General features: G+C 53.7%; 18 protein-coding genes. 9 read left to right on the forward strand and 9 right to left on the reverse strand.

What is annotated here, in order from left to right:
• Positions 1-4 precede the first annotated feature (4 nt).
• Positions 5-604: a GntR family transcriptional regulator gene (locus GO984_RS06975; protein ID WP_157021795.1), complete on the forward strand. Its 600-nt coding sequence runs from the start codon at positions 5-7 to the stop codon at positions 602-604.
• A 261-nt stretch (positions 605-865) separates the two neighbouring features.
• Positions 866-1,693: a 2,3,4,5-tetrahydropyridine-2,6-dicarboxylate N-succinyltransferase gene (gene dapD, locus GO984_RS06980; RefSeq protein ID WP_157021796.1), complete on the forward strand. Its 828-nt coding sequence runs from the start codon at positions 866-868 to the stop codon at positions 1,691-1,693.
• Between the two features lie 136 nt (positions 1,694-1,829).
• On the opposite strand, the gene hutU is transcribed toward dapD, so the two are convergent.
• The 4 genes from hutU to hutI are packed head-to-tail and all read right to left on the reverse strand — an operon-like array spanning position 1,830 to position 7,007.
• A complete protein-coding gene (gene hutU, locus GO984_RS06985; RefSeq protein ID WP_157021797.1) occupies positions 1,830-3,497 on the reverse strand; it encodes a urocanate hydratase in 1,668 nt (555 codons plus the stop codon).
• On the reverse strand, positions 3,494-4,276 hold the full coding sequence (gene hutG, locus GO984_RS06990) for an N-formylglutamate deformylase (protein ID WP_157021798.1): 783 nt from the start codon (positions 4,274-4,276) through the stop codon (positions 3,494-3,496). Before hutG ends, hutU begins: the two co-directional genes overlap by 4 nt.
• Complete coding sequence (gene hutH, locus GO984_RS06995; protein WP_157021799.1) at positions 4,273-5,796, reverse strand: histidine ammonia-lyase; 1,524 nt, start codon at positions 5,794-5,796, stop codon at positions 4,273-4,275. The genes hutG and hutH overlap by 4 nt, the downstream gene beginning before the upstream one ends.
• The gene (gene hutI / locus GO984_RS07000) at positions 5,793-7,007 is read right to left on the reverse strand and encodes an imidazolonepropionase (protein ID WP_157021800.1); all 1,215 of its coding nucleotides are present in this window, start codon (positions 7,005-7,007) and stop codon (positions 5,793-5,795) included. The genes hutH and hutI overlap by 4 nt, the downstream gene beginning before the upstream one ends.
• A 74-nt stretch (positions 7,008-7,081) precedes the next feature.
• On the opposite strand from hutI, the gene GO984_RS07005 reads away from it, so the two are divergent.
• Entirely contained in the window at positions 7,082-8,449 is a 1,368-nt protein-coding gene (locus GO984_RS07005; RefSeq protein WP_157021801.1) for a formimidoylglutamate deiminase, read from the forward strand.
• Here the strand turns inward: GO984_RS07005 and GO984_RS07010 are convergent.
• The gene (locus tag GO984_RS07010; RefSeq protein ID WP_157021802.1) at positions 8,446-8,979 is read right to left on the reverse strand and encodes a HutD/Ves family protein; all 534 of its coding nucleotides are present in this window, start codon (positions 8,977-8,979) and stop codon (positions 8,446-8,448) included. The genes GO984_RS07005 and GO984_RS07010 overlap by 4 nt on opposite strands.
• A gap of 78 nt (positions 8,980-9,057) precedes the next feature.
• Here GO984_RS07010 and GO984_RS07015 point away from each other — a divergent pair, with 78 nt between their 5' ends.
• A complete protein-coding gene (locus tag GO984_RS07015) occupies positions 9,058-9,759 on the forward strand; it encodes a histidine utilization transcriptional repressor HutC (RefSeq protein WP_167740249.1) in 702 nt (233 codons plus the stop codon).
• A 4-nt stretch (positions 9,760-9,763) separates the two neighbouring features.
• On the opposite strand, the gene GO984_RS07020 is transcribed toward GO984_RS07015, so the two are convergent.
• Positions 9,764-11,338, reverse strand: a complete 1,575-nt coding sequence (locus tag GO984_RS07020; RefSeq protein WP_157021803.1) for a choice-of-anchor L domain-containing protein — start codon at positions 11,336-11,338, stop codon at positions 9,764-9,766.
• A 156-nt stretch (positions 11,339-11,494) separates the two neighbouring features.
• On the opposite strand from GO984_RS07020, the gene GO984_RS07025 reads away from it, so the two are divergent.
• Complete coding sequence (locus GO984_RS07025; RefSeq protein WP_157021880.1) at positions 11,495-11,842, forward strand: hypothetical protein; 348 nt, start codon at positions 11,495-11,497, stop codon at positions 11,840-11,842.
• A gap of 15 nt (positions 11,843-11,857) precedes the next feature.
• On the opposite strand, the gene GO984_RS07030 is transcribed toward GO984_RS07025, so the two are convergent.
• Positions 11,858-12,913, reverse strand: coding sequence for a transporter substrate-binding domain-containing protein (locus GO984_RS07030; RefSeq protein WP_157021804.1), 1,056 nt, complete (start codon positions 12,911-12,913; stop codon positions 11,858-11,860).
• Positions 12,914-13,201: 288 nt separating this feature from the next.
• Between GO984_RS07030 and dapE the strand changes: the two genes are divergently transcribed.
• The 3 genes from dapE to rnr are packed head-to-tail and all read left to right on the forward strand — an operon-like array spanning position 13,202 to position 17,256.
• Entirely contained in the window at positions 13,202-14,347 is a 1,146-nt protein-coding gene (gene dapE / locus GO984_RS07035) for a succinyl-diaminopimelate desuccinylase (protein WP_157021805.1), read from the forward strand.
• 11 nt (positions 14,348-14,358) lie between these two features.
• Positions 14,359-14,949: a TIGR04282 family arsenosugar biosynthesis glycosyltransferase gene (locus tag GO984_RS07040; RefSeq protein WP_157021806.1), complete on the forward strand. Its 591-nt coding sequence runs from the start codon at positions 14,359-14,361 to the stop codon at positions 14,947-14,949.
• A gap of 45 nt (positions 14,950-14,994) precedes the next feature.
• Positions 14,995-17,256: a ribonuclease R gene (rnr, locus tag GO984_RS07045; protein WP_157021807.1), complete on the forward strand. Its 2,262-nt coding sequence runs from the start codon at positions 14,995-14,997 to the stop codon at positions 17,254-17,256.
• A 30-nt stretch (positions 17,257-17,286) separates the two neighbouring features.
• Here the strand turns inward: rnr and GO984_RS07050 are convergent, their stop codons facing one another.
• Together GO984_RS07050 and GO984_RS07055 are read right to left on the reverse strand one after the other, a co-directional pair.
• A complete protein-coding gene (locus GO984_RS07050) occupies positions 17,287-17,703 on the reverse strand; it encodes a DUF1801 domain-containing protein (protein ID WP_157021808.1) in 417 nt (138 codons plus the stop codon).
• The gene (locus tag GO984_RS07055) at positions 17,700-18,401 is read right to left on the reverse strand and encodes a glutathione S-transferase family protein (protein WP_157021809.1); all 702 of its coding nucleotides are present in this window, start codon (positions 18,399-18,401) and stop codon (positions 17,700-17,702) included. The genes GO984_RS07050 and GO984_RS07055 overlap by 4 nt, the downstream gene beginning before the upstream one ends.
• Before the next feature lie 84 nt (positions 18,402-18,485).
• Here GO984_RS07055 and GO984_RS07060 point away from each other — a divergent pair, with 84 nt between their 5' ends.
• Positions 18,486-19,235, forward strand: coding sequence for a helix-turn-helix transcriptional regulator (locus tag GO984_RS07060; protein WP_157021810.1), 750 nt, complete (start codon positions 18,486-18,488; stop codon positions 19,233-19,235).
• Positions 19,236-19,249: the final 14 nt, after the last annotated feature.

Consider the following 19,249-nt stretch of genomic DNA (forward strand, 5'->3'; position numbering starts at 1 on the left):
ATCTATGACAGCGACAATTGCCGACACAATCTACCACAGTCTGAGCGAACGTATTGTTGCGGGTGACTTACCTGCAGGTGAGAAATTACGCCAAGACCATATCGCCCGCGAATTCGACACCAGCCATGTGCCGGTGCGCGAGGCATTGTTGCGGTTGGAGGCCCATGGGTTAGCGCAGTCCATTCCCAGACGCGGCACACGGGTGACAGCGCTGGATCCAGGGGAAATTCTCGAAGTCATCGAAATGCGGGTTTCATTGGAGATATTGGCTCTGACACATGCCATCGCCAAACAGACGCAGGATGATGTGGATGCAGCCGAAGCTGCCCGTCTCGCTTGTGATGAAGCCGAGGATATGCAGTCCTGGGAGGTTCTCAATCGAAACTTCCACCGAGTCATCCTAACCCCCTGCGCCATGCCAAGGTTGCTGGCAGCCATTGACGACCTGCATATCGCCTCCGCACGCCATCTTTTTGCCAACTGGAAACATCGCTGGACTCGCCGCGTTGACAAGGATCATGCAGCCATTGTTCAGGCGATGGGCCGCCGGGACACGACTGCTGCCTGTGAAATACTTCGCCGACATCTACGTCGTGTTCGCTAGCCGCGATAGGCGACACGTCTAACTAAGCTGTTCACTCCTACATCAACAGTTCAGATCTGTGATTGCCATGTCTACGCTGGCTCAGCTTTACCGGCGCAAGCAGTCGCAGCAATGCCAACGCCGCAAGTAGATCCACTCCTAAAACTGAAGGAAGGCGCTATTTGTCGCCCATCAACACCTCTTTCGGCGCAATCCGGCAATGACCTCCCCCACAATTGCAGCTATGAAAGCCGAAACCATTCTGTTTTCGGAGCTAATCACATGTCCAACACCCAGCTGGAAACCGCAATCGAAGCCGCTTGGGAGGCACGCGATAGCATTTCTCCTGCAACAACCGGAGAAACCCGGGAGGCCATCGAGGATACACTGAATGCACTCGACAGCGGCAGCTTGCGTGTTGCTGAGAAAATGGAAAACGGCGAATGGCATGTAAATCAGTGGGCCAAAAAGGCTGTTCTGCTAGGCTTCCGCATCAAGGACATGGAAATGCAGTCCGGCGGTCCACAGGGTGGCGGCTGGTGGGACAAGGTGGACAGCAAATTTGCGGGTTGGGGTGAAAACCAATGGAAAGCCGCCGGCTTTCGCGCAGTCCCCAACGCCATTGTTCGGAAATCTGCCTTTGTTGCACCTGGCGTTGTTCTGATGCCTTCGTTTGTAAACCTCGGCGCCTATGTCGATGAAGGCACCATGGTGGACACCTGGGCCACCGTTGGTTCCTGTGCTCAGATCGGTAAAAATGTGCACCTCTCTGGAGGTGTTGGCATTGGCGGCGTGTTGGAGCCAATGCAGGCTGGCCCAACCATCATCGAAGACAATTGCTTTATCGGCGCGCGTTCTGAAGTCGTCGAAGGTTGCGTTGTACGAGAAGGCGCCGTACTGGGCATGGGCGTCTACATTGGTCAGTCTACCAAAATCGTTGATCGTGAAACCGGTGAAGTCATGTATGGCGAAGTCCCACCTTATTCGGTTGTGGTATCCGGCTCGATGCCGTCTAAAAATGGTATCAACCTATATTGCGCTGTTATTGTGAAAACCGTCGATGCAAAGACACGTTCCAAGACTGGCATCAACGAATTGCTACGTGACTAATTCTTTGGGCCGCGGCGGCTGGGGCTTTGCCCCAGACCCCAGGATATTGTCGGCTAGATGAAGCAAGGATCCTGCATTCATCTAGCTATAAATATCCCGGGGGAGCTGCTTGCAGCGGGGGCAGAGCCCCGATTGGTTAGAGAATACCTGGTAGGTTCAACCCATGCTCACGGGCGTGATCTTTGGCTATGTCGTATCCTGCATCCGCATGGCGCATGACACCTGTAGCAGGATCATTCCATAGCACACGGCCTACGCGGCGGTCGGCATCTTCTGTCCCATCACAACATATGACCACACCCGAGTGTTGCGAGAAGCCCATACCAACACCACCACCATGGTGAAGTGAAACCCAAGTGGCACCAGATGCGGTGTTCAGCAACGCATTTAGCAACGGCCAGTCAGATACGGCGTCTGACCCATCCATCATAGATTCGGTTTCACGGTTGGGTGAGGCTACAGACCCCGAATCTAGGTGATCGCGACCAATCACTACCGGCGCGGACAACTCACCAGTGCGCACCATTTCATTGAAGGCCAGCCCCGCCTTATGCCGATCCCCAAGACCAATCCAGCAGATCCGTGCTGGCAGACCTTGAAACGCGATACGATCCTGCGCCATGTCGAGCCAGTTGTGCAGATCTTTGTTATCCGGAAACAGCTCTTTCATTTTGGCGTCAGTCTTGCGGATATCTTCTGGATCCCCTGACAGAGCTACCCAACGAAACGGGCCAATTCCACGGCAAAACAGTGGTCGGATGTATGCAGGGACAAAGCCAGGGAAATCAAAAGCGTTTTCCAAACCTTCCTCTAACGCCATCTGCCTGATATTATTGCCATAGTCGACGGTTGGAATGCCGCGAGCATGAAACTCGCACATCGCCTCAACCTGTACCTTCATGCTGGCACGAGCAGCTTTATCCACTCCTTTAGGATCACTTTCGCGACGGGTTTTCCATTCTCCCATGGTCCAGCCCATCGGCAAATAGCCATTTACCGGGTCATGTGCCGAAGTTTGATCTGTCACGATATCTGGGCGCACACCGCGTTTGACCAGTTCAGGGAAAATCTCGGCAGCATTGCCCAAAAGGCCGACCGACTTAGCTTCACCTGCTGCGGTCCAGCGGTCGATCATTTCTAGAGCTTCGTCGAGCGTTTCTGCCTTTTCGTCCAAATATTTGGTACGCAGACGGAAGTCGATGCTGTCGGGATTACACTCCACCGCGAGACAACTTGCCCCTGCCATCACAGCTGCCAAAGGCTGTGCGCCACCCATACCACCTAGACCGCCGGTAAGAACCCACTTGCCGGTCAGGTCACCGTTGTAGTGCTGACGACCCGCTTCTGCAAAAGTTTCATAGGTACCCTGCACGATGCCTTGGGTGCCGATGTAGATCCATGACCCTGCGGTCATTTGGCCGTACATCATCAGGCCCTTTTTATCGAGCTCATTGAAGTGATCCCAATTGGCCCAGTGTGGCACCAGATTTGAATTCGCGATGAGCACCCGTGGCGCGTCTTTGTGGGTTTGAAAAACCCCAACCGGCTTACCGGATTGGACTAGAAGGGTTTGATCCTCCTCCAGTGATTTCAAGCTGTCGACAATCATGTCGAAATCTTTCCAGGTGCGCGCCGCGCGGCCAATACCGCCATAGACGACCAGCTCATGCGGGTTTTCTGCAACATCTGGATGTAGATTGTTCATCAGCATCCGCATTGGTGCCTCAGTCATCCAGGACTTGGCCGTGATTTCAGTGCCGGTTGGTGGATAGATGTCGCGAGTGTTTTTGCGGGGATCGCTCATGTCGGTCTCCAGTTTTTCAGGTCAGTGAGAATGTCGGTGAGATGGGTGCGCAGAGTGTCAGCCCTGTCAGGAATCATAGCCCAGGGTGGTATTTCGGCGCAGTATGTTGCCTGCGCCAGTTCCATCTGGATAGCATGTTGCCCCTTGGCTGGATGGCCGTAGTGACGTGTGGTCCAGCCGCCCTTAAAGCGGCCATTTTGAACACTGGAATAGCCCGATGCTGCGGTACATCTGTTTGCCACCAGTGTTTCGATTGCACCATCACATGTCGTGCCCAAATTTGTTCCTATATTGAAATCTGGCAACCGCCCCTGAAACAGAAACGGGATGTCACCGCGGATCGAGTGACAGTCATACAGAATGACAAATCCATGGATCGCCTTGACCCGTTCCAGCTCACCCTGCAAAGCCGCGTGATACGGCGTATGATAAAGATCACGGCGCCGCGAAATTTCTGTTGCAGTTGGTTCAGCACCAGATTGATAAATTGACTGGCCATCAAAGTCAGTGAGCGGGCACAACGTAGTCGTATTCTGTCCGGGGTACAGGGACTCTCCTGCCGGGTCACGGTTTACATCGATCACGTAGCGGTGGATGGGCGTACGTACGCTGGTGATATCGGCAACCAGCCCTGCATAAAGTTCATGAATATGCCAGTCAGTGTCCGCAAGCGCCTGTCCGGTCTCGTTCAACCCACCCCAGATTTCAGGTGGCACCTCGGTTCCTGTGTGAGGCAACCCCAACACCACTGGGCTGCTGCCTTGGATCGTTTCGATCATGCGGCGACCTCCAACCCGGCAGCTGTCGCCACCTTTCCATCGCGCACCATTGTGCTGGCGGTTTCGATGTCCGGAGCCAAATACCGATCTTCCCCCAGTGTCGGAACTTGGGTCCGCAACATGGCAATCACATCGTTCAGTTTGGTTGATGTAGCCAGAGGTGCACGGGCTTCGACCCCTTGTGCAGCGCAGAGGAATTCAACGCCCAATATCACCGATAGATTGTCATTCATGCGTCCTAGCCGCAGCGCACCATGGGCGGCCATCGAAACATGATCCTCTTGGTTGGCCGAGGTGGGCGTGCTGTCGGTAACACACGGGTTGGCGAGATGCTTGTTCTCACTCATCAATGCAGCGGTGGTGACTTCAGCAATCATAAACCCAGAATTGAGACCTGGATTCGGTGTCAGAAATGGCGGTAGGTCGTAGCTGAGAGTTGGGTCAACCATGAGAGCCACCCGGCGTTGGGCGATAGCGCCAATCTCTGCCAGAGCCAGCGCAATCTGGTCAGCTGCAAAACCTACATATTCCGCATGGAAGTTTCCGCCCGAGACAATACGGCCTTCATTTACCAAAACGAGCGGGTTATCGGTCACTGCGTTAGCTTCGATTTCGAGTGTATTGGCGGCCATTCGCAACACATCTAATGCAGCGCCTAAAACCTGTGGCTGACAACGAATGCAATATGGGTCCTGTACCCGAGTGTCATCTTCGCGGTGACTTTCGCGGATCTCAGATCCTTCCATAACTGTTCGCATTTCGCGAGCAACATCGATCTGTCCAGCATGTCCACGCAATGAATGAATGTCAGCCAACAGCGGCGCAGTTGAACCCATTATCGCGTCAGTACTAAGCGCAGCAATAACCATTGAGGCCTCGGCCATACGCCAGCCATCGAACAGCCCAGCAAGGGCGCATGCAGTCGAAAATTGGGTTCCGTTAATCAGGCCCAGACCTTCTTTTGGACCCAGAACTATTGGCTCTAAACCGGCTTTTTCCAGAGCCTCTTGGCTGGTCATGCGGATGCCTTCATAGGTGGCTTCGCCCGCGCCAATCATTGCCGCCGCCATATGTGCCAGTGGCGCCAAGTCGCCTGAAGCCCCGACCGACCCCTGTGAGGGGACAACGGGAATGACCCCATGCGCCAGCATCTGTTCAATCTGTTCTATTACCAGCCACCGTACGCCGGAAGCGCCGCGCCCCATCGACAGCAGCTTGAGCGTCATCATCAACCGCACCTTGTCTTCGGGCAGTGAGTCGCCAACGCCACAGCAATGCGACAGGATCAAATTCCGCTGCAGTGTGGTCGTATCTTCGGGCGCAATTTTTTTGCTGGCGAGTTTCCCAAAACCGGTGTTGATGCCATAAACAGCCTCTTCCCCAGCCGCAGCGTTTGCCACCATTTGTGCAGCGGCTTCAACAGCCGGGCGTGCGCTGTCATGCAGCTGTGCCGAGGTTTGATTACGGTAGATGTCTTTTAGCGTGGCAAGGGTTACCGCGCCGGGCATTAACGAGATCATAGTTCACCTTTATGGATACGTGCGTAGAGCGGATTAAAGCCAATCCGATAAGCGAGCTCTGCCGGGGTTTTGACATCCCAGACCGCCAAATCAGCCTGCAATCCCGGCGCAACTTGGCCCCGGTTAGCCATACCCAGAGCACGAGCTGCATTGCAGGTTACACCAGCCAATGCCTCTGCCGGGGTCATGCGGAACAAGGTGCACCCCATATTCATTGCCAATAGCAGAGAGGTCATCGGCGAAGAGCCGGGGTTGCAATCGGTTGCCAATGCCATTGGCACACCGTGGCTGCGAAAGTGTTCAATTGGTGGGGCCTGCGTTTCGCGCAGGGTGTAAAAGGCGCCGGGCAGTATCACTGCAACAGAGCCAGAGGCCGCCATTGCCTCTGCATCTTGTTCATTGGCGTATTCTACATGGTCAACAGACAGCGCGCCATATCGGGCAGCCAGTAAGGTGCCACCCTGATGGCTTAGCTGTTCTGCGTGCAACTTGACTGGCAGGTCTAATTCCTGCGCTACCTTGAATACCCGCTCGATCTGTTCCGGGCCAAAGGCGATACCTTCGCAGAATCCGTCAACAGCATCTACCAGCCCCTCTGCATGTGCAGCGCGTAGTGCTGGAATGCAGACCTCGCTGATATAGTCATCATCGCGACCTTTGTATTCGGCAGGAGCCGCGTGGGCCCCAAGAAACGTGGTTTTGATGGTCACGGGGCGCAGCTTGGCCAATTGCCGCGCTGCTCGCAGCATTGTCAGTTCGGTATCGTGGTCCAGACCATATCCGGATTTCACTTCTACCACAGTGACCCCTTCAGCGATCAAAGCATCGAGACGCGGCAATGCTGAGGCCACCAAGTCATCTAATGTCGCCGCACGGGTGGCCGAAACGGTTGAAACAATACCACCGCCTGCCCGCGCCACTTCTTCGTAGCTGGCTCCGTTCAGGCGCATTTCGAACTCTTGCGCCCGATCGCCCCCAAACACCACATGGGTATGGCAATCAATTAGACCGGGCGTGACCAGTCGACCGCCCATATCCCTCACCGTCCAGTCGGCATAGATTTCGGGCAAATCAGCCGCCGCACCAACCCACCGGATCTTTCCATCGGCAACAACCACCGCTCCCGCAAGTATCATTCCGTACGGCTCGACTTCTGGTGTCATCGTGGCCACGTTTACATTGGCCAGAACATACTGGGATGTTTCTTTCATTCCGCCCTCGCAAATCTCTTGATGAGGGGAAGGTATGAGATTAACATCATTATGTCTATACATAAGAGGGTCACATGCAGACTATATTCGCCAAACGCGCCTGTACTCCTGACGGCTGGGTTCACGACTTGCGGCTGACCCACGATATGGGGCAGATCACTGCACTGCAGATCGACACAGCTGCGCAACCTGGCGATATGCTTGTCGACACCCTACTCCCCTCGCTGGGAAACCTGCATTCACATAGCTTTCAGCGGGCAATGGCAGGGATGACCGAAGTTCGAGCCGCTGGAAAGGATAGCTTCTGGACCTGGCGGAAGCTGATGTACCAATTTGTGGAGCATGTAACTCCGGAACAATACCAAGCTATAGCGGCCTTAGTGTTTATGGAGATGCAGGAAGCTGGTTATGCTTCAGTCGGTGAGTTTCACTATGTGCATCACCAACCCGGTGGGACACGGTATGGTTCGGTAAGTGAACTGAGCCAGAGGGTCTTTGCCGCTGCCAACGAAACAGGAATTGGTCTAACTCATCTGCCAGTTCTTTATAGCTATGGCGGTGCGGGTGAGGCCGAATTGGGTGGCGGTCAAAAGAGATTTGGAAACACCGTCGACCAATATAGCAATCTGGTAACTGAGACCCGACAGCTTGCAACGTCCCTTTTACCCGGCGATGCCCGAGTGGGTATCGCACCACATTCCCTTCGGGCCACCTGCCCCAATGATCTAAAAGAGGTTTTGGCACTTCAACTTGGTAACCCTGCACACATCCACATCGCAGAGCAGCCCAAAGAAGTTGCTGATGTTGAGGCTTGGCTGGGTGCAAGACCAGTAGAGTGGCTGTTACAGAATGCACCGATTGACGACACATGGTGCCTGATCCACGCCACCCATATGACCAAAGCAGAAACTCAAGGTATGGCACAGTCTGGCGCTGTGGCTGGCTTGTGTCCAATCACCGAAGCCAACCTGGGTGACGGCCCATTCAACGGCGTTGAATATCTGGCTCACGGCGGTTCTTTTGGCATTGGTTCAGATTCAAATGTACGGATTTCGCTGCCTGAAGAGCTGCGAATGCTGGAGTATTCACAGCGGTTACGTGATCTCAGTCGTAACGTAATCATCCCCGGCGAGGGCTCGGTGGGCGAAACCCTTTATCTGGGCGCGGCTGCCGGAGGCGCCCAGGCACTCGGCCGCAAGGCTGGGCAGATCGAGGTGGGCGCATTGGCAGATCTGGTAGCAATTGATAGCACCACTCCTGCACTATGCGCGCTGCGCGACGATCAGATTCTCGATGGTCTATGCTTTGCCTCCGGAGATAACCTTGTCACCGATCTATGGTCTGCGGGGCGCCACCAAGTGCAGAGCGGACGTCATGTGTCGCGCGAGGCCATTGTCACCAAATATCGTCAGGCTATCCACAGCTTGCTGTCGGCAATTTAGGTCTGCACGAAACAGATATGCAGCACCACCCCGCCATCGGATACTTCACCGGTGGCGGGACCGTTCAATACCAATCCTTCGTACTTGGAAAAACATCCAGCTGCACCAAGGTCCATCTCTCCTGCCAAGACGAATAGGGCGTGCTCTCCGACATCCGCAATCATGGTGCCTGTGGTGTGTAGATGAGCTGTTGCCTGAACCCGTCTGGGGTCGAAAATTACGTTAAAGGCCCGACATGGACCATCTGCCAGCTGCGCATCAAGCTTAAGGCCCCCATCAAACGACACAGGCTGAAATGGCTTAGCCAAAAGGGTATTGCCATCACCTGAAAGACAAAGCCCCTGTCCCGCTACTATCGTGTGGATTCGGCACAGACCTGGAAAGATCGAAAATGGGCCGTCTTTTTCGATATTCGCCAAGCTTAGCCGCCATATTAGTTCCGCCGCCTCGACACGCTGACCCAACTCATGAGTAGTTCCACCACCGTTTTTCCACTGTACCGCTGCAGATTGGTTGATAGATAGGCGCATTTGGGTTCCTTTACATTCCCACTTTAATGCAGACATAATGCCATTAAGCCAGAGCTAACTCCAGTGGTAGGGCAACCAGTGACACAACGAAAGAAAACCGGATTTCAGGATGTCCGCAACGAAGTTTTGCGGCGCATTGAAGACCGGCACTGGCCGCAGGGTGCGTTGTTGCCAACCGAACTGGAACTGGCAGCGGAGTTTGGCTGCGCCCGCGCCACCGTAAACAGGGCGCTGCGTGAGTTGGCTGATCGCGGCATAATTGATCGCAAACGTAAAAGCGGTACACGGGTGGCTATGACGCCTGTTAAGCAAGCCAAACTGGATATCGCAGTGGTCCGGCAGCAGATCGAAGAGATCAATGCGACCTACCGTTACGCATTGGTGATGCGACAGCAAATTACCGCGCCAGCTTGGCTAGCCTCGCAGGTCGGCTTGCAGGCTGGTGCACAGGTTCTACATTTGCATTGCATGCACTATGCTGACAACAGACCGTTCCAATTCGAAGAACGCTGGATCAACATCGCTGCCGTTCCTGAGGTGGCCGAAGCCGATTTCAAGGCAATTGGTCCAAATGAATGGTTACTTTCAGAAGTGCCGTTTTCAAACGCTGAAATTACCTTTCTGGCCATTGCTGCAAATGATCAAATGTCGGAATTTTTGACCTGCCCCCCGGGCGCACCACTATTCCAAATGGAACGCACCACGTGGTTTCAGCAACAACCGGTGACTTTTGTAAGAATGACTTTTCATCCCGGTTATAGGATGAGCACACAATACTGATCGCCTAGTGTAACAACAGCAGACTTTCATGTGATTTCAATGCTGGACGCGCAGAAGGGCCGTACCCCTGCCATTTTTCAATTAGATCTATGACTTCAGCCTGTGTTTCAGGATCAAAAGCACCCAGCGTTTCAGCACCAGGATGGTAGCTTTCACTCTCTAACCCGTTACCGCAGATGATCTCATGTTGATCAAAAAGCAAATGCACATAAACCACAGGTCTGCCATCGGCCTGCACGCGAATCGAACAGTCATTGACCAGGTGCTTGGCTTTGATCAGGACTTCGGACTGACCAAACAAAAGCTCCGCACGTTCTGACGCAATCATCACCCGGTGGTTAGGAGACAAGGCGATACAACGGTGATTGCCCAGCGCACCTGCAGCAAAAACGACCGGCGCGTCTGCCCCCTCGGCGCGGCGGGGGCTGCGACCAATCCAACGTAGCGGTTGTGGCCCATGATCACGTGTCTCAACCAAGCATCCGGGTTCCAGCTCTTCAACTGCTATTGGCCCTTCCACCGTATCAATCAAAGTTCCCGCGACAAAACATGCAGCCCCGGGCAGGCTTGTGTCGGTTGTAACTTCAACAATACCAACATCTGTATTTCCCAAGTCATCTGCGACCGTATAGGTGAAGGTGTTAGCTTCATCGACATCTGTGTCGTTGGAAATTGCCAACGTACCATCAGCATTCAAGGTGATCTCTTCGCCCGTTGGCAGGACCAAAGTATCACCAGAAGATACAGGATGGCCGTTGATATGGGTGATGGTTAATGACGTACCTTCTTCGCTGATATCATTGCCCAGAATGTCCAAAGTTTCTGATCCGTCTCCGGAAATGGTTAGGTCGTCATCTAATGCAATAAGTTCGACCTGAACGGAATCCCCTGCGATCAACAGGTTAGAATCATACACACCATCACCGGCGTCTGCGATGCCGATACGAATAGTGTTTTCCTCACCCGCAATCACAGGTGCCTTAAGGGTCATTGTAATAGTGAACCCGTCCATTTCGGTATTATAAGTATCGTCAGAAGCAGCATTGTCGACATAGAGGTTTTGGTTCGAACTATTGTTAATATTGTCGATGGAAATATCACCGTCACCAATGGTCAACTCCGCCTGCACGCCATTGACCCAGATACCAACAACATCATTATATCCAGCGTTCACATATTCCAGATACTCCTCCGACGAGAAGGTAATCTGCATCGTCAGGACCGAGCCTTCAGGTACAAAAGTGGCATCAAACACTGCAGCATCGAACGTTTCCATGCCCGCTAACGCGTCCAGCTCACTGGTTCCATCCAAATGGTTGTTGGTTGATGTATCAGCGCGTAAATTCGCATCTCCGGAACTATTGGTAATATCAGCAGCATTGCCGGTCGACAGAATGACACCCGTGTCAGATGGCGTGATACCTGACGCCACTGTATCGCCATTGCTATAAATTCCCGAGGCAGACTGCGCGCCTGAATAGCTAGCGTCGACGATAGAAACGCCATTGCCGAACATGGAATTAGCCATATCCATTGCAGTAGCAGTGGTATCAATTGGGAGCTCTGAAGCGATGGCCATAACAAATTCCTGATTTAATGCTTTGACCCAATTCCTAGACTACAAAAGTTTCATATTAGAAAACTGCACGACCAGGTCTGCACATTGGACTGTCCGTCGCAGACCTTTTTGGGACCCTAGTTGACCGCAGCCCCAGTACAAGGGTATGGCAGCGGCATGGAAAAGAAGAAAATATCCCGCCAGCAGGTCTACACGCTTGTCGTTCAAATCGGACGCAAAGAGGGCGACGGGCTGCCCAAAGACGCCACTGGTGCGGCTCTAATGATCTATGCCTCGGGCATCGACGAAGCCGAAGCCGTGCGTGAAACAGTTGCTATTCTAAAGCAAGCTGACACCTCACCGCTGGATGTCACCGGATATGGCACCCTGGCCGAACGTGAAGCCGAGGGTCATGAAATCGAAGATGAAGAACGCGAACTGATGCAGCGGGCTCTGGAAGAGAACTCAGTGATTGTTGCGCAGATGACCCCGTTCTTTGGCGACGAAGACAACACTGTCCACTGAATGCTTGGTACTGGTTTAGTTGCGAGACCCAAACCAATGGCGATAGATGGCATCATACGTCCCATCTTCGCGCAACGCCAAAAGGGCGCGGTTAACATCTTCGACTAAGGGCGAACCTTCCGGGAAAACAATGCCATAATTTTCTTTGAGGAACACCGCACCAACTGTACGACCAAACTGACTGCCCTGGTGAGAGCTGTAATGGCTGAGAATTGGTGCATCAAAGACCACCACTCGAATGTTACCTGCCTCAAAGGCATCCAACAGCTCGGTCAGCCCATCGAAGCTGTTATAGTCAATTTCCCGTCTATCCAGAAACCCAGCGGCTGTTGAGCCGTGGATTGTGCCCACTCGTTTTCCGTACAGGTCATTCACAGAATTGACGCTGCCATTGATGGCATCAACGGTCATCACTGCTGTGATTTTGGCTACAAAAACAGACACCACAAACAGCGACGAAACTACGAGCATCACACCAAACATACGGCCAATTGGAGTACGTGGAACCCGTTCCTCAAAACCACCATTGACCACTAGGTTCAACGCCCACCAAAACGATGGGAACCAAGCCTCTTTCAATGGTCTATCAAAGTAGGGTTGAGCCCTTCGCTCAAATCCCCACATCAGCATGCCACCACCGAGAAGCAGCACAAATGCGATTCCAATGGCTGCTGCTAAGTCCCAGGACAACAGCGCCTTAAGAAGCGACGGCTCACGCACATCCTCCGCCTGCACCATCATCTGTAGACCACTTTCAAAAATGGGATGGCTAAAATCCATCTCAGTTTCGCGGGCTGCGGTGATAGAGATATTCGCGATTGCCAAATCAGCCTGCCCGCTACGCACCAGACTGAGCATATCGGAAAACCCCTCCTGCCGACTGACGCTGTAGTTCCAGTTCAGACGTTTGGAAAGTGCTTCGAGCAGCTCCATTGAAAAACCAGTATCACCGCCACTTTCAACCATGGAAAACGGTGGTCGGGTGACGGTAGCAACCGTCAAGTTCTGCGCTGTCAGGGGCTGGCCCCAAGTCAGTAGCAGAATACAGAAATAAACAATGGATCGGAGCAAGGGGCCATTCAGATCATGGGACTACGTGGTTACCATTTTTCTTAGGCTGAACACCTTCATCAAGCAAGCGTCTCGAACTTGTCCAACTTACAGTCCAACCTTGACTGTGACACCAAAAGCCCGCTGCACAGTACTTGGTGTGTCAATGTGTTGCTGGGCCTGCGGTGCGGATCGCTCCTAAAAGTCATTTATGCGGAAGATCTACGGTGATCGCTTCCGAGTTGGTGAATTGCACCGTGTCTGATTTCACGCTACGCCAAGGCATTACAGATTTACCGGAGCCTACAGATGTCCCTGACCGACCCCGCCCACCTGACCGCTAAACTCATTCGCTGCCCGTCGGTCACCCCAATTGAAGGCGGTGCATTGGTGCTGCTGGAAGAGCTTTTAGGCAAGGCTGGATTCGTCTGCACCCGCGCCGACCGGGGTGAAGTCAGCAACCTGTTTGCGCGCTGGGGCGATAAAGGGCACCCTCGCACTTTTGGTTTTAACGGCCACACCGATGTGGTGCCCTTGGGTGATGAGGCGGCCTGGACCATGCCACCATTTGGCGCAGAGGAAAAAGACGGGTTCATGTATGGCCGCGGGGCCACTGACATGAAATCGGGGGTCGCTGCATTTGCTGCTGCAGCAATTGATTTTGTACAGTCCACGCCACCTGAAGGCGCCGTGATCCTGACCATTACAGGTGACGAAGAAGGCGAGTCCGTAGACGGCACTACCGCATTGCTAGACTATATGGCCACCGAGGGCGAAGCGATGACCGCTTGTCTGGTCGGAGAGCCCACATGTCCTGACCAAATGGGGGAAATGATCAAGATCGGCCGCCGCGGCTCGCTCACTGCCCGGTTTACAGTTGTTGGTATACAGGGGCATTCGGCATATCCGCATCGCGCTAATAACCCGCTAAACGCCATGGTAAGGCTTATGGACCAGTTGGCCAGCCACGAGTTGGACCAGGGCACTGATCACTTTGATGCATCAACATTAGCAGTTGTCACCATCGATACCGGCAATACAGCGACCAACGTGATTCCGGCGCAGGTGACCTCTGCCGTGAATATCCGTTTCAATGACGCACATTCCGGTGCGAGTTTGACTCGATGGCTTCAGGAAGAAACTGCCAAAATTGCCACTGAATTTGACTTGCAGATCAATGTAGATGTCAAAGTTTCTGGCGAAAGCTTTATTACGCCTCCCGGACCTTTGTCGGACCTTGTGGCCGCAGCCGTTGAAGCCGAATGTGGAGTAAAACCAACCCTATCAACCACCGGCGGCACCTCGGATGCACGGTTTGTAAAAAACCACTGTCCAGTTGTGGAATTTGGACTGGTTGGGCGCACCATGCACCAAGTGGATGAACGCGTTGAGGTCGCCCAAATACACCAGCTAAAAGCGGTATACAGTCGAATTTTGACAAACTTTTTCTCATAGAGACAATTTGGTTGCCTCGTACTTTGGTGATCATGCTTAAACTTCCACAAGCTGGTCGGGTGAAAACCCGACTGGGACGGGACTTAGGCATGGTGGACGCTGCCTGGTGGTTTCGCCATCAATCTGCGCGTCTGCTTCGGCGCCTGCGCGACCCACGCTGGCGCATTGTTCTTGCAGTAGCTCCAGACTGTGCTGTGCTCTCACCGGTCTGGCCAACAGACCTTCCCCGACTGGCCCAAGGCCGTGGCGATCTTGGGCAGCGCATGGCGCGGATGTTACGGAGTGCAAATGCGGGCTTGCTCGGTGGCCCCACTTGTTTGATTGGCGCCGATATCCCCGGCATCACGCGGGACCATATTGCGCGCGCGTTTAACGGTTTGGGTGATCATGATGCGGTTTTTGGACCAGCATTGGATGGCGGATATTGGCTAATAGGTTTGAAACATCCGCGTCGGCAGCCCCCGGGTTTGTTCTCAAGGGTCCGATGGTCTAGCGAACATGCTCTGGAGGACACTCTGGCCACTCTGCCAGGATATCGAATTGCTTTGACTGATCGCCTGCGCGACGTCGACACAGTTGCTGACCTGCAAAAACTTACCTAGCATTTTTGTCGATGACCTTGCTCGCACACCATGCTAGGCGGAGTTATGAGCCGTATACCTTCCAAGGCAGAAATCCTCGACTGGATTTCAGCCAACCCGACCCTCACCTCGAAACGCGACATTGCCAAAGCCTTTGGTATCAAAGGATCTGACCGTATCGACCTGAAGCGCGCCCTGAAAGAGCTAGAAGCTGAAGGTCATCTGCAAAAACGCAAGAAAAGCTACGGCGACCCGGACCGATTGCCGCCTGTTTCCGTTTTGCTGGTCAAATCACCTGATGCCGACGGCGATCTTTTTGCGCAGCCACTGGAATGGCACGGCGAAGGGGTTGAGCCAATAGTGCTGGTGCTGCCACGTGCCAGCGATCCGGCACTGGGTGAAGGTGACCGCATTCTGGCTCGCCTGACTGTGGTTCAGGAAGAAAGTCACAACTACGAAGCCCGACTAATCCGCCGTATCGGGTCAAATCCCAAACGCGTACTAGGCGTATTCCGCAAGCGATCAGAAGGTGGTCGCATTGTGCCTATCGATAAATCTGCCTCCAATGAGTGGATCGTCGCCGACGATGCCACGCACGGTGCGCGCGACGGCGAACTGGTCGAAGCAGAACAGGCTGGCCCTAAGGGTCGCATGGGTCTCCCCCGCGCCCGAATTATCGACCGACTTGGTGACCCATCGGCGCCCAAAGCAGTATCGCTAATCGCCATCCATCAACATGGTATCCCTGACGCGTTTCCTGATGCCGTTGTTGCTGAGGCTGACGCGGCCAAGCCTATGCCCTTAAAGGGCCGTGAAGACCTTCGCGACATGCCATTGGTCACCATCGATCCCTCAGATGCGCGCGACCATGACGACGCATGTTATGCGCACGCAGATGATGACCCCAAGAACCCCGGTGGTCATGTGGTCTGGGTCGCTATTGCGGATGTGGCTGCCTATGTGCGCCCAGGAACTGCATTAGATCGCGAGGCCCGCAAACGCGGTAACTCCAGCTATTTCCCCGACCGTGTTGTACCCATGCTACCAGACCGGCTTTCTGGGGATCTCTGTTCCTTACACGAAGGTGTTCCGCGTCCCTGTATCGCCGTCCGAATGCAATTGGATGCCGAAGGGAACAAGATTGCCCATAAATTTGTCCGTGGGTTAATGCGATCCGCTGCTTCGCTGCATTACGGCGAGGTGCAAGAAGCCATGGAAGGCGCACCAAATGACCGAACAGGGCCACTTCTACAAGATGTCATCAAACCGCTATACGCAGCCTATGCTGCCCTAAAAGCAGCCCGTGCCTCCCGCCAGCCGCTGGAACTGAACTTACCCGAACGTAGGATTGTTCTCGGCCAGAATGGAGCTGTCAAATCGGTCAACTTCCGCGAGCGGTTGGATGCGCACCGGCTGATCGAAGAATTCATGATTCTGGCGAATGTCGCTGCCGCTGAAACACTGATTGCCAAACGTGCACCACAGTTGTTCCGGGTCCACGAAGAACCGTCTCCAGAAAAACTAGATGCCTTGCGTGAAACCGCTGCGGCTGCAGGACTGACACTGGCCAAAGGGCAGGTTCTGCAAACGCGGCATCTGAACGCTCTTCTAAACGCCGCCGCTGGTACTGATGAAGCCGAGCTGATTAATATATCTACGTTGCGGTCCATGACCCAAGCCTATTATGGTATCGAAAACTTCGGACACTTCGGACTGGCGCTGCGCAACTATGCGCATTTCACCTCACCAATCCGCCGCTACGCAGATTTGATCGTACATCGGGCACTGGTTACCTCACATGGATGGGGTAAGGATGGGTTAGATCCAGCTGAAGTCGATAAATTGGAACAGACTGCCACCCATATTTCTGACACCGAGAGACGGTCGATGATGGCCGAAAGAGATACCACAGATCGGTATCTGGCAGCCTTTTTGTCCGAACGCGTTGGCAACGAATTCACTGGTAGAATTAATGGCATCGCCCGTTTTGGTGTTTTTGTGAAGCTTGACGAAACCGGTGCCGACGGATTGATTCCCGTACGTAGTCTGGGCCGAGAGTTCTTCCACTTTGACGCAGATGCAGGCACCCTGATGGGGTCCGATACCGGGTTGATCATTGCCATCGGCCAGCAAGTCACAGTCCGGCTAACCGAGGCCACTCCGGTGACCGGAGGTTTACAACTTGAATTGCTGACCCTTGATGACAAGCCCCTGCCCCGCAGCCGTCGAACGAGTCCTGCAGGGCGCTCAGGTGGGAAGCGTAAGGCGAGTAAGGTCAAACGGAAAACTGACAAGATCAAGCGCAAGGTCGTACGGAAAAAGCGCTGACATGGTAGGGTGCGTGCTGGCACGCACCGTCTATCCTTTTGCGGCAGGACGAAGGTGGTAGGTCAAAGCCCGCTTAATCAGCCACCCATGCCGCAGACTTTCTATCTCGCTGGCGTGATCAAATAGTATTGCCCGAGTCCCTTCTACACGATCCCAAGCCGGAAAAGTTGTGAGAAACTCGGGAATCAGCCGACTTTGGCAATGTACGAACAATCCAAACCGGGCGCCCTTAGGTACGCCCAGCCGGATTGTAGACCCCGATTTGGTTTCGGGCGTCAGGTATGCGGGCTGCCCCCAACGCAACGCCTCTTCGATCTGACCCGCTTGCGGCAGTTCCATTGCGGTATCAAAAATCAGGTCACGCAGCGCCAACAACCCCTGGCGCGCCTCGGTGTCACCAAGATCAAACGCGTCTTCAATCTTGGCACTGGGAAATGGATACTTCATGGCAAAGGAACGGCCTCTTGGAACACCCGGTTAATATAACCACTCAATTTTGGATCGCCACTGACACGACGAACAATATCTGTTTCGACCATCGTTGTTTGCAGAGCCTGCAGCATTGAAGCGACACTGAAATCGGCACTCGTAATCTGACTGCCAAACAGGAAGTCACGGTCCTTTAACAGTAACGTCACGGCTTGCAAGTCCTGATCCAATCGCGCCAAACGTTCACTGTCGCTAAACCGACCTATACCCTGAAACGCCAGCCCGCTACGGACAGACCGGCGGATTGAATTGGTTACCGGTCGACGGATTAACGCAGGTATTTCTTTGAAATATGTATCCCTAATTGTCGGCCAAACTGCGTCATTTAGCCAACGGTCTTGAACGACATGGAAGTACAAGTTGTCTTCAGCAAACCTAATGAGGAATTGAGATTGAGCCTTTTCACGCACTGACAGCCCAGGATCAAAATCCGTTCCCAATTTTTCGAGGTACTTACGAATTTCGACACTGTCTGCAACCAATCCTGCTGGTGTCCTCAGGACGGGTAGCTTGCGATGGGGCATTTTCCGCGGATCATTCAGATCTTCCCGTTGCCAGGCTTTGTTCGAATAGGCCAGAAGCAACGCCGCTTTAACGCAGAATGGGCTGAGGCTAAAAACATCGCCATTTCGAGGATAGGTTAGAAGAGTCAGCATGTATCATTTCCTATTTTGATTTCTGCCCTTCACCTAACGGGCACTAATGACAGATACTGTCATTAGGTGTAGTCAATATAAGTCATGTCCAGAACTCATCGCCTCTTCCAACTCATGCAAGCCCTGCGCCAAGGCCCCGGCCCCAAAACCGCTGCTGGCCTCGGTTTTGAAATGGGTGTATCCGCCCGCAGTATTCATCGTGATATCGCAACCCTTCGTGAAATGGGTGCGGTGATTGATGGTGCCGCCGGATATGGTTTTACGCTCATTGAAGACAATGCCCTGCCACCTATGGGCTTTCGTGATACCGAACTTGAGGCCCTAGTGCTTGGATTGCGTGAAGTGCAACAGATCGGCGACCCCGACCTAGCCGAAGCAGCAGGCGAGGCACTACGCAAGTTGCAAGGCAGGTTACCACCACGCCAGGCACATCGCTTGCGTCATTCAGTATTGGCCGCCCATCGGTTTCAGCGTCCCGAAGCACCTAAAATCAAGGTCGCAGATCTGCGCGACGCCACCTGGGAAGAATTGGAGGTTCAGTTCGACTATACCGACGCAAATGGAGCCTCTACATGTCGTCAGGTAAAGCCTTTGGGTTTGATCTATTTTGACCGCTCAACCGTGTTGATCGCTTGGTGCAACTTGAGGAGAGATTTTCGAATTTTTCGGTTGGACCGAATGTCGGAATTGCAGGTTACTACTCAAAGCTTCCGCCCACATCGGGTGGTTATGCTACGGGATGCCCTAGCCAAAATTCGAGCGGAAAGACAGGCAGCACAAGCCTCCACTCCCCCCGCTTCAAAAACGGCGGAACCCCGCGCGGCTGAAGACTGACCTCTTTTTCCACA

Source organism: Parasedimentitalea huanghaiensis (assembly GCF_009753675.1).
GTDB classification, from domain to species: Bacteria; Pseudomonadota; Alphaproteobacteria; order Rhodobacterales; family Rhodobacteraceae; genus Parasedimentitalea; species Parasedimentitalea huanghaiensis.

What these genes read in the sequence shown, in the direction of transcription:
- dapD (WP_157021796.1), top strand. Translation starts at nt 866, where the DNA reads ATGTCCAACACCCAGCTGGAAACCGCAATCGAAGCCGCTTGGGAGGCA.
- GO984_RS07025 (WP_157021880.1), top strand. Translation starts at nt 11,495, where the DNA reads ATGGAAAAGAAGAAAATATCCCGCCAGCAGGTCTACACGCTTGTCGTT.
- GO984_RS07010 (WP_157021802.1), bottom strand. Translation starts at nt 8,979, where the DNA reads ATGCGCCTATCTATCAACCAATCTGCAGCGGTACAGTGGAAAAACGGT.
- GO984_RS07055 (WP_157021809.1), bottom strand. Translation starts at nt 18,401, where the DNA reads ATGCTGACTCTTCTAACCTATCCTCGAAATGGCGATGTTTTTAGCCTC.
- GO984_RS07060 (WP_157021810.1), top strand. Translation starts at nt 18,486, where the DNA reads ATGTCCAGAACTCATCGCCTCTTCCAACTCATGCAAGCCCTGCGCCAA.
- rnr (WP_157021807.1), top strand. Translation starts at nt 14,995, where the DNA reads ATGAGCCGTATACCTTCCAAGGCAGAAATCCTCGACTGGATTTCAGCC.
- hutH (WP_157021799.1), bottom strand. Translation starts at nt 5,796, where the DNA reads ATGATCTCGTTAATGCCCGGCGCGGTAACCCTTGCCACGCTAAAAGAC.
- GO984_RS07005 (WP_157021801.1), top strand. Translation starts at nt 7,082, where the DNA reads ATGCAGACTATATTCGCCAAACGCGCCTGTACTCCTGACGGCTGGGTT.
- hutG (WP_157021798.1), bottom strand. Translation starts at nt 4,276, where the DNA reads ATGATCGAAACGATCCAAGGCAGCAGCCCAGTGGTGTTGGGGTTGCCT.
- GO984_RS07050 (WP_157021808.1), bottom strand. Translation starts at nt 17,703, where the DNA reads ATGAAGTATCCATTTCCCAGTGCCAAGATTGAAGACGCGTTTGATCTT.
- hutI (WP_157021800.1), bottom strand. Translation starts at nt 7,007, where the DNA reads ATGAAAGAAACATCCCAGTATGTTCTGGCCAATGTAAACGTGGCCACG.
- GO984_RS07020 (WP_157021803.1), bottom strand. Translation starts at nt 11,338, where the DNA reads ATGGCCATCGCTTCAGAGCTCCCAATTGATACCACTGCTACTGCAATG.
- hutU (WP_157021797.1), bottom strand. Translation starts at nt 3,497, where the DNA reads ATGAGCGATCCCCGCAAAAACACTCGCGACATCTATCCACCAACCGGC.
- GO984_RS06975 (WP_157021795.1), top strand. Translation starts at nt 5, where the DNA reads ATGACAGCGACAATTGCCGACACAATCTACCACAGTCTGAGCGAACGT.
- dapE (WP_157021805.1), top strand. Translation starts at nt 13,202, where the DNA reads ATGTCCCTGACCGACCCCGCCCACCTGACCGCTAAACTCATTCGCTGC.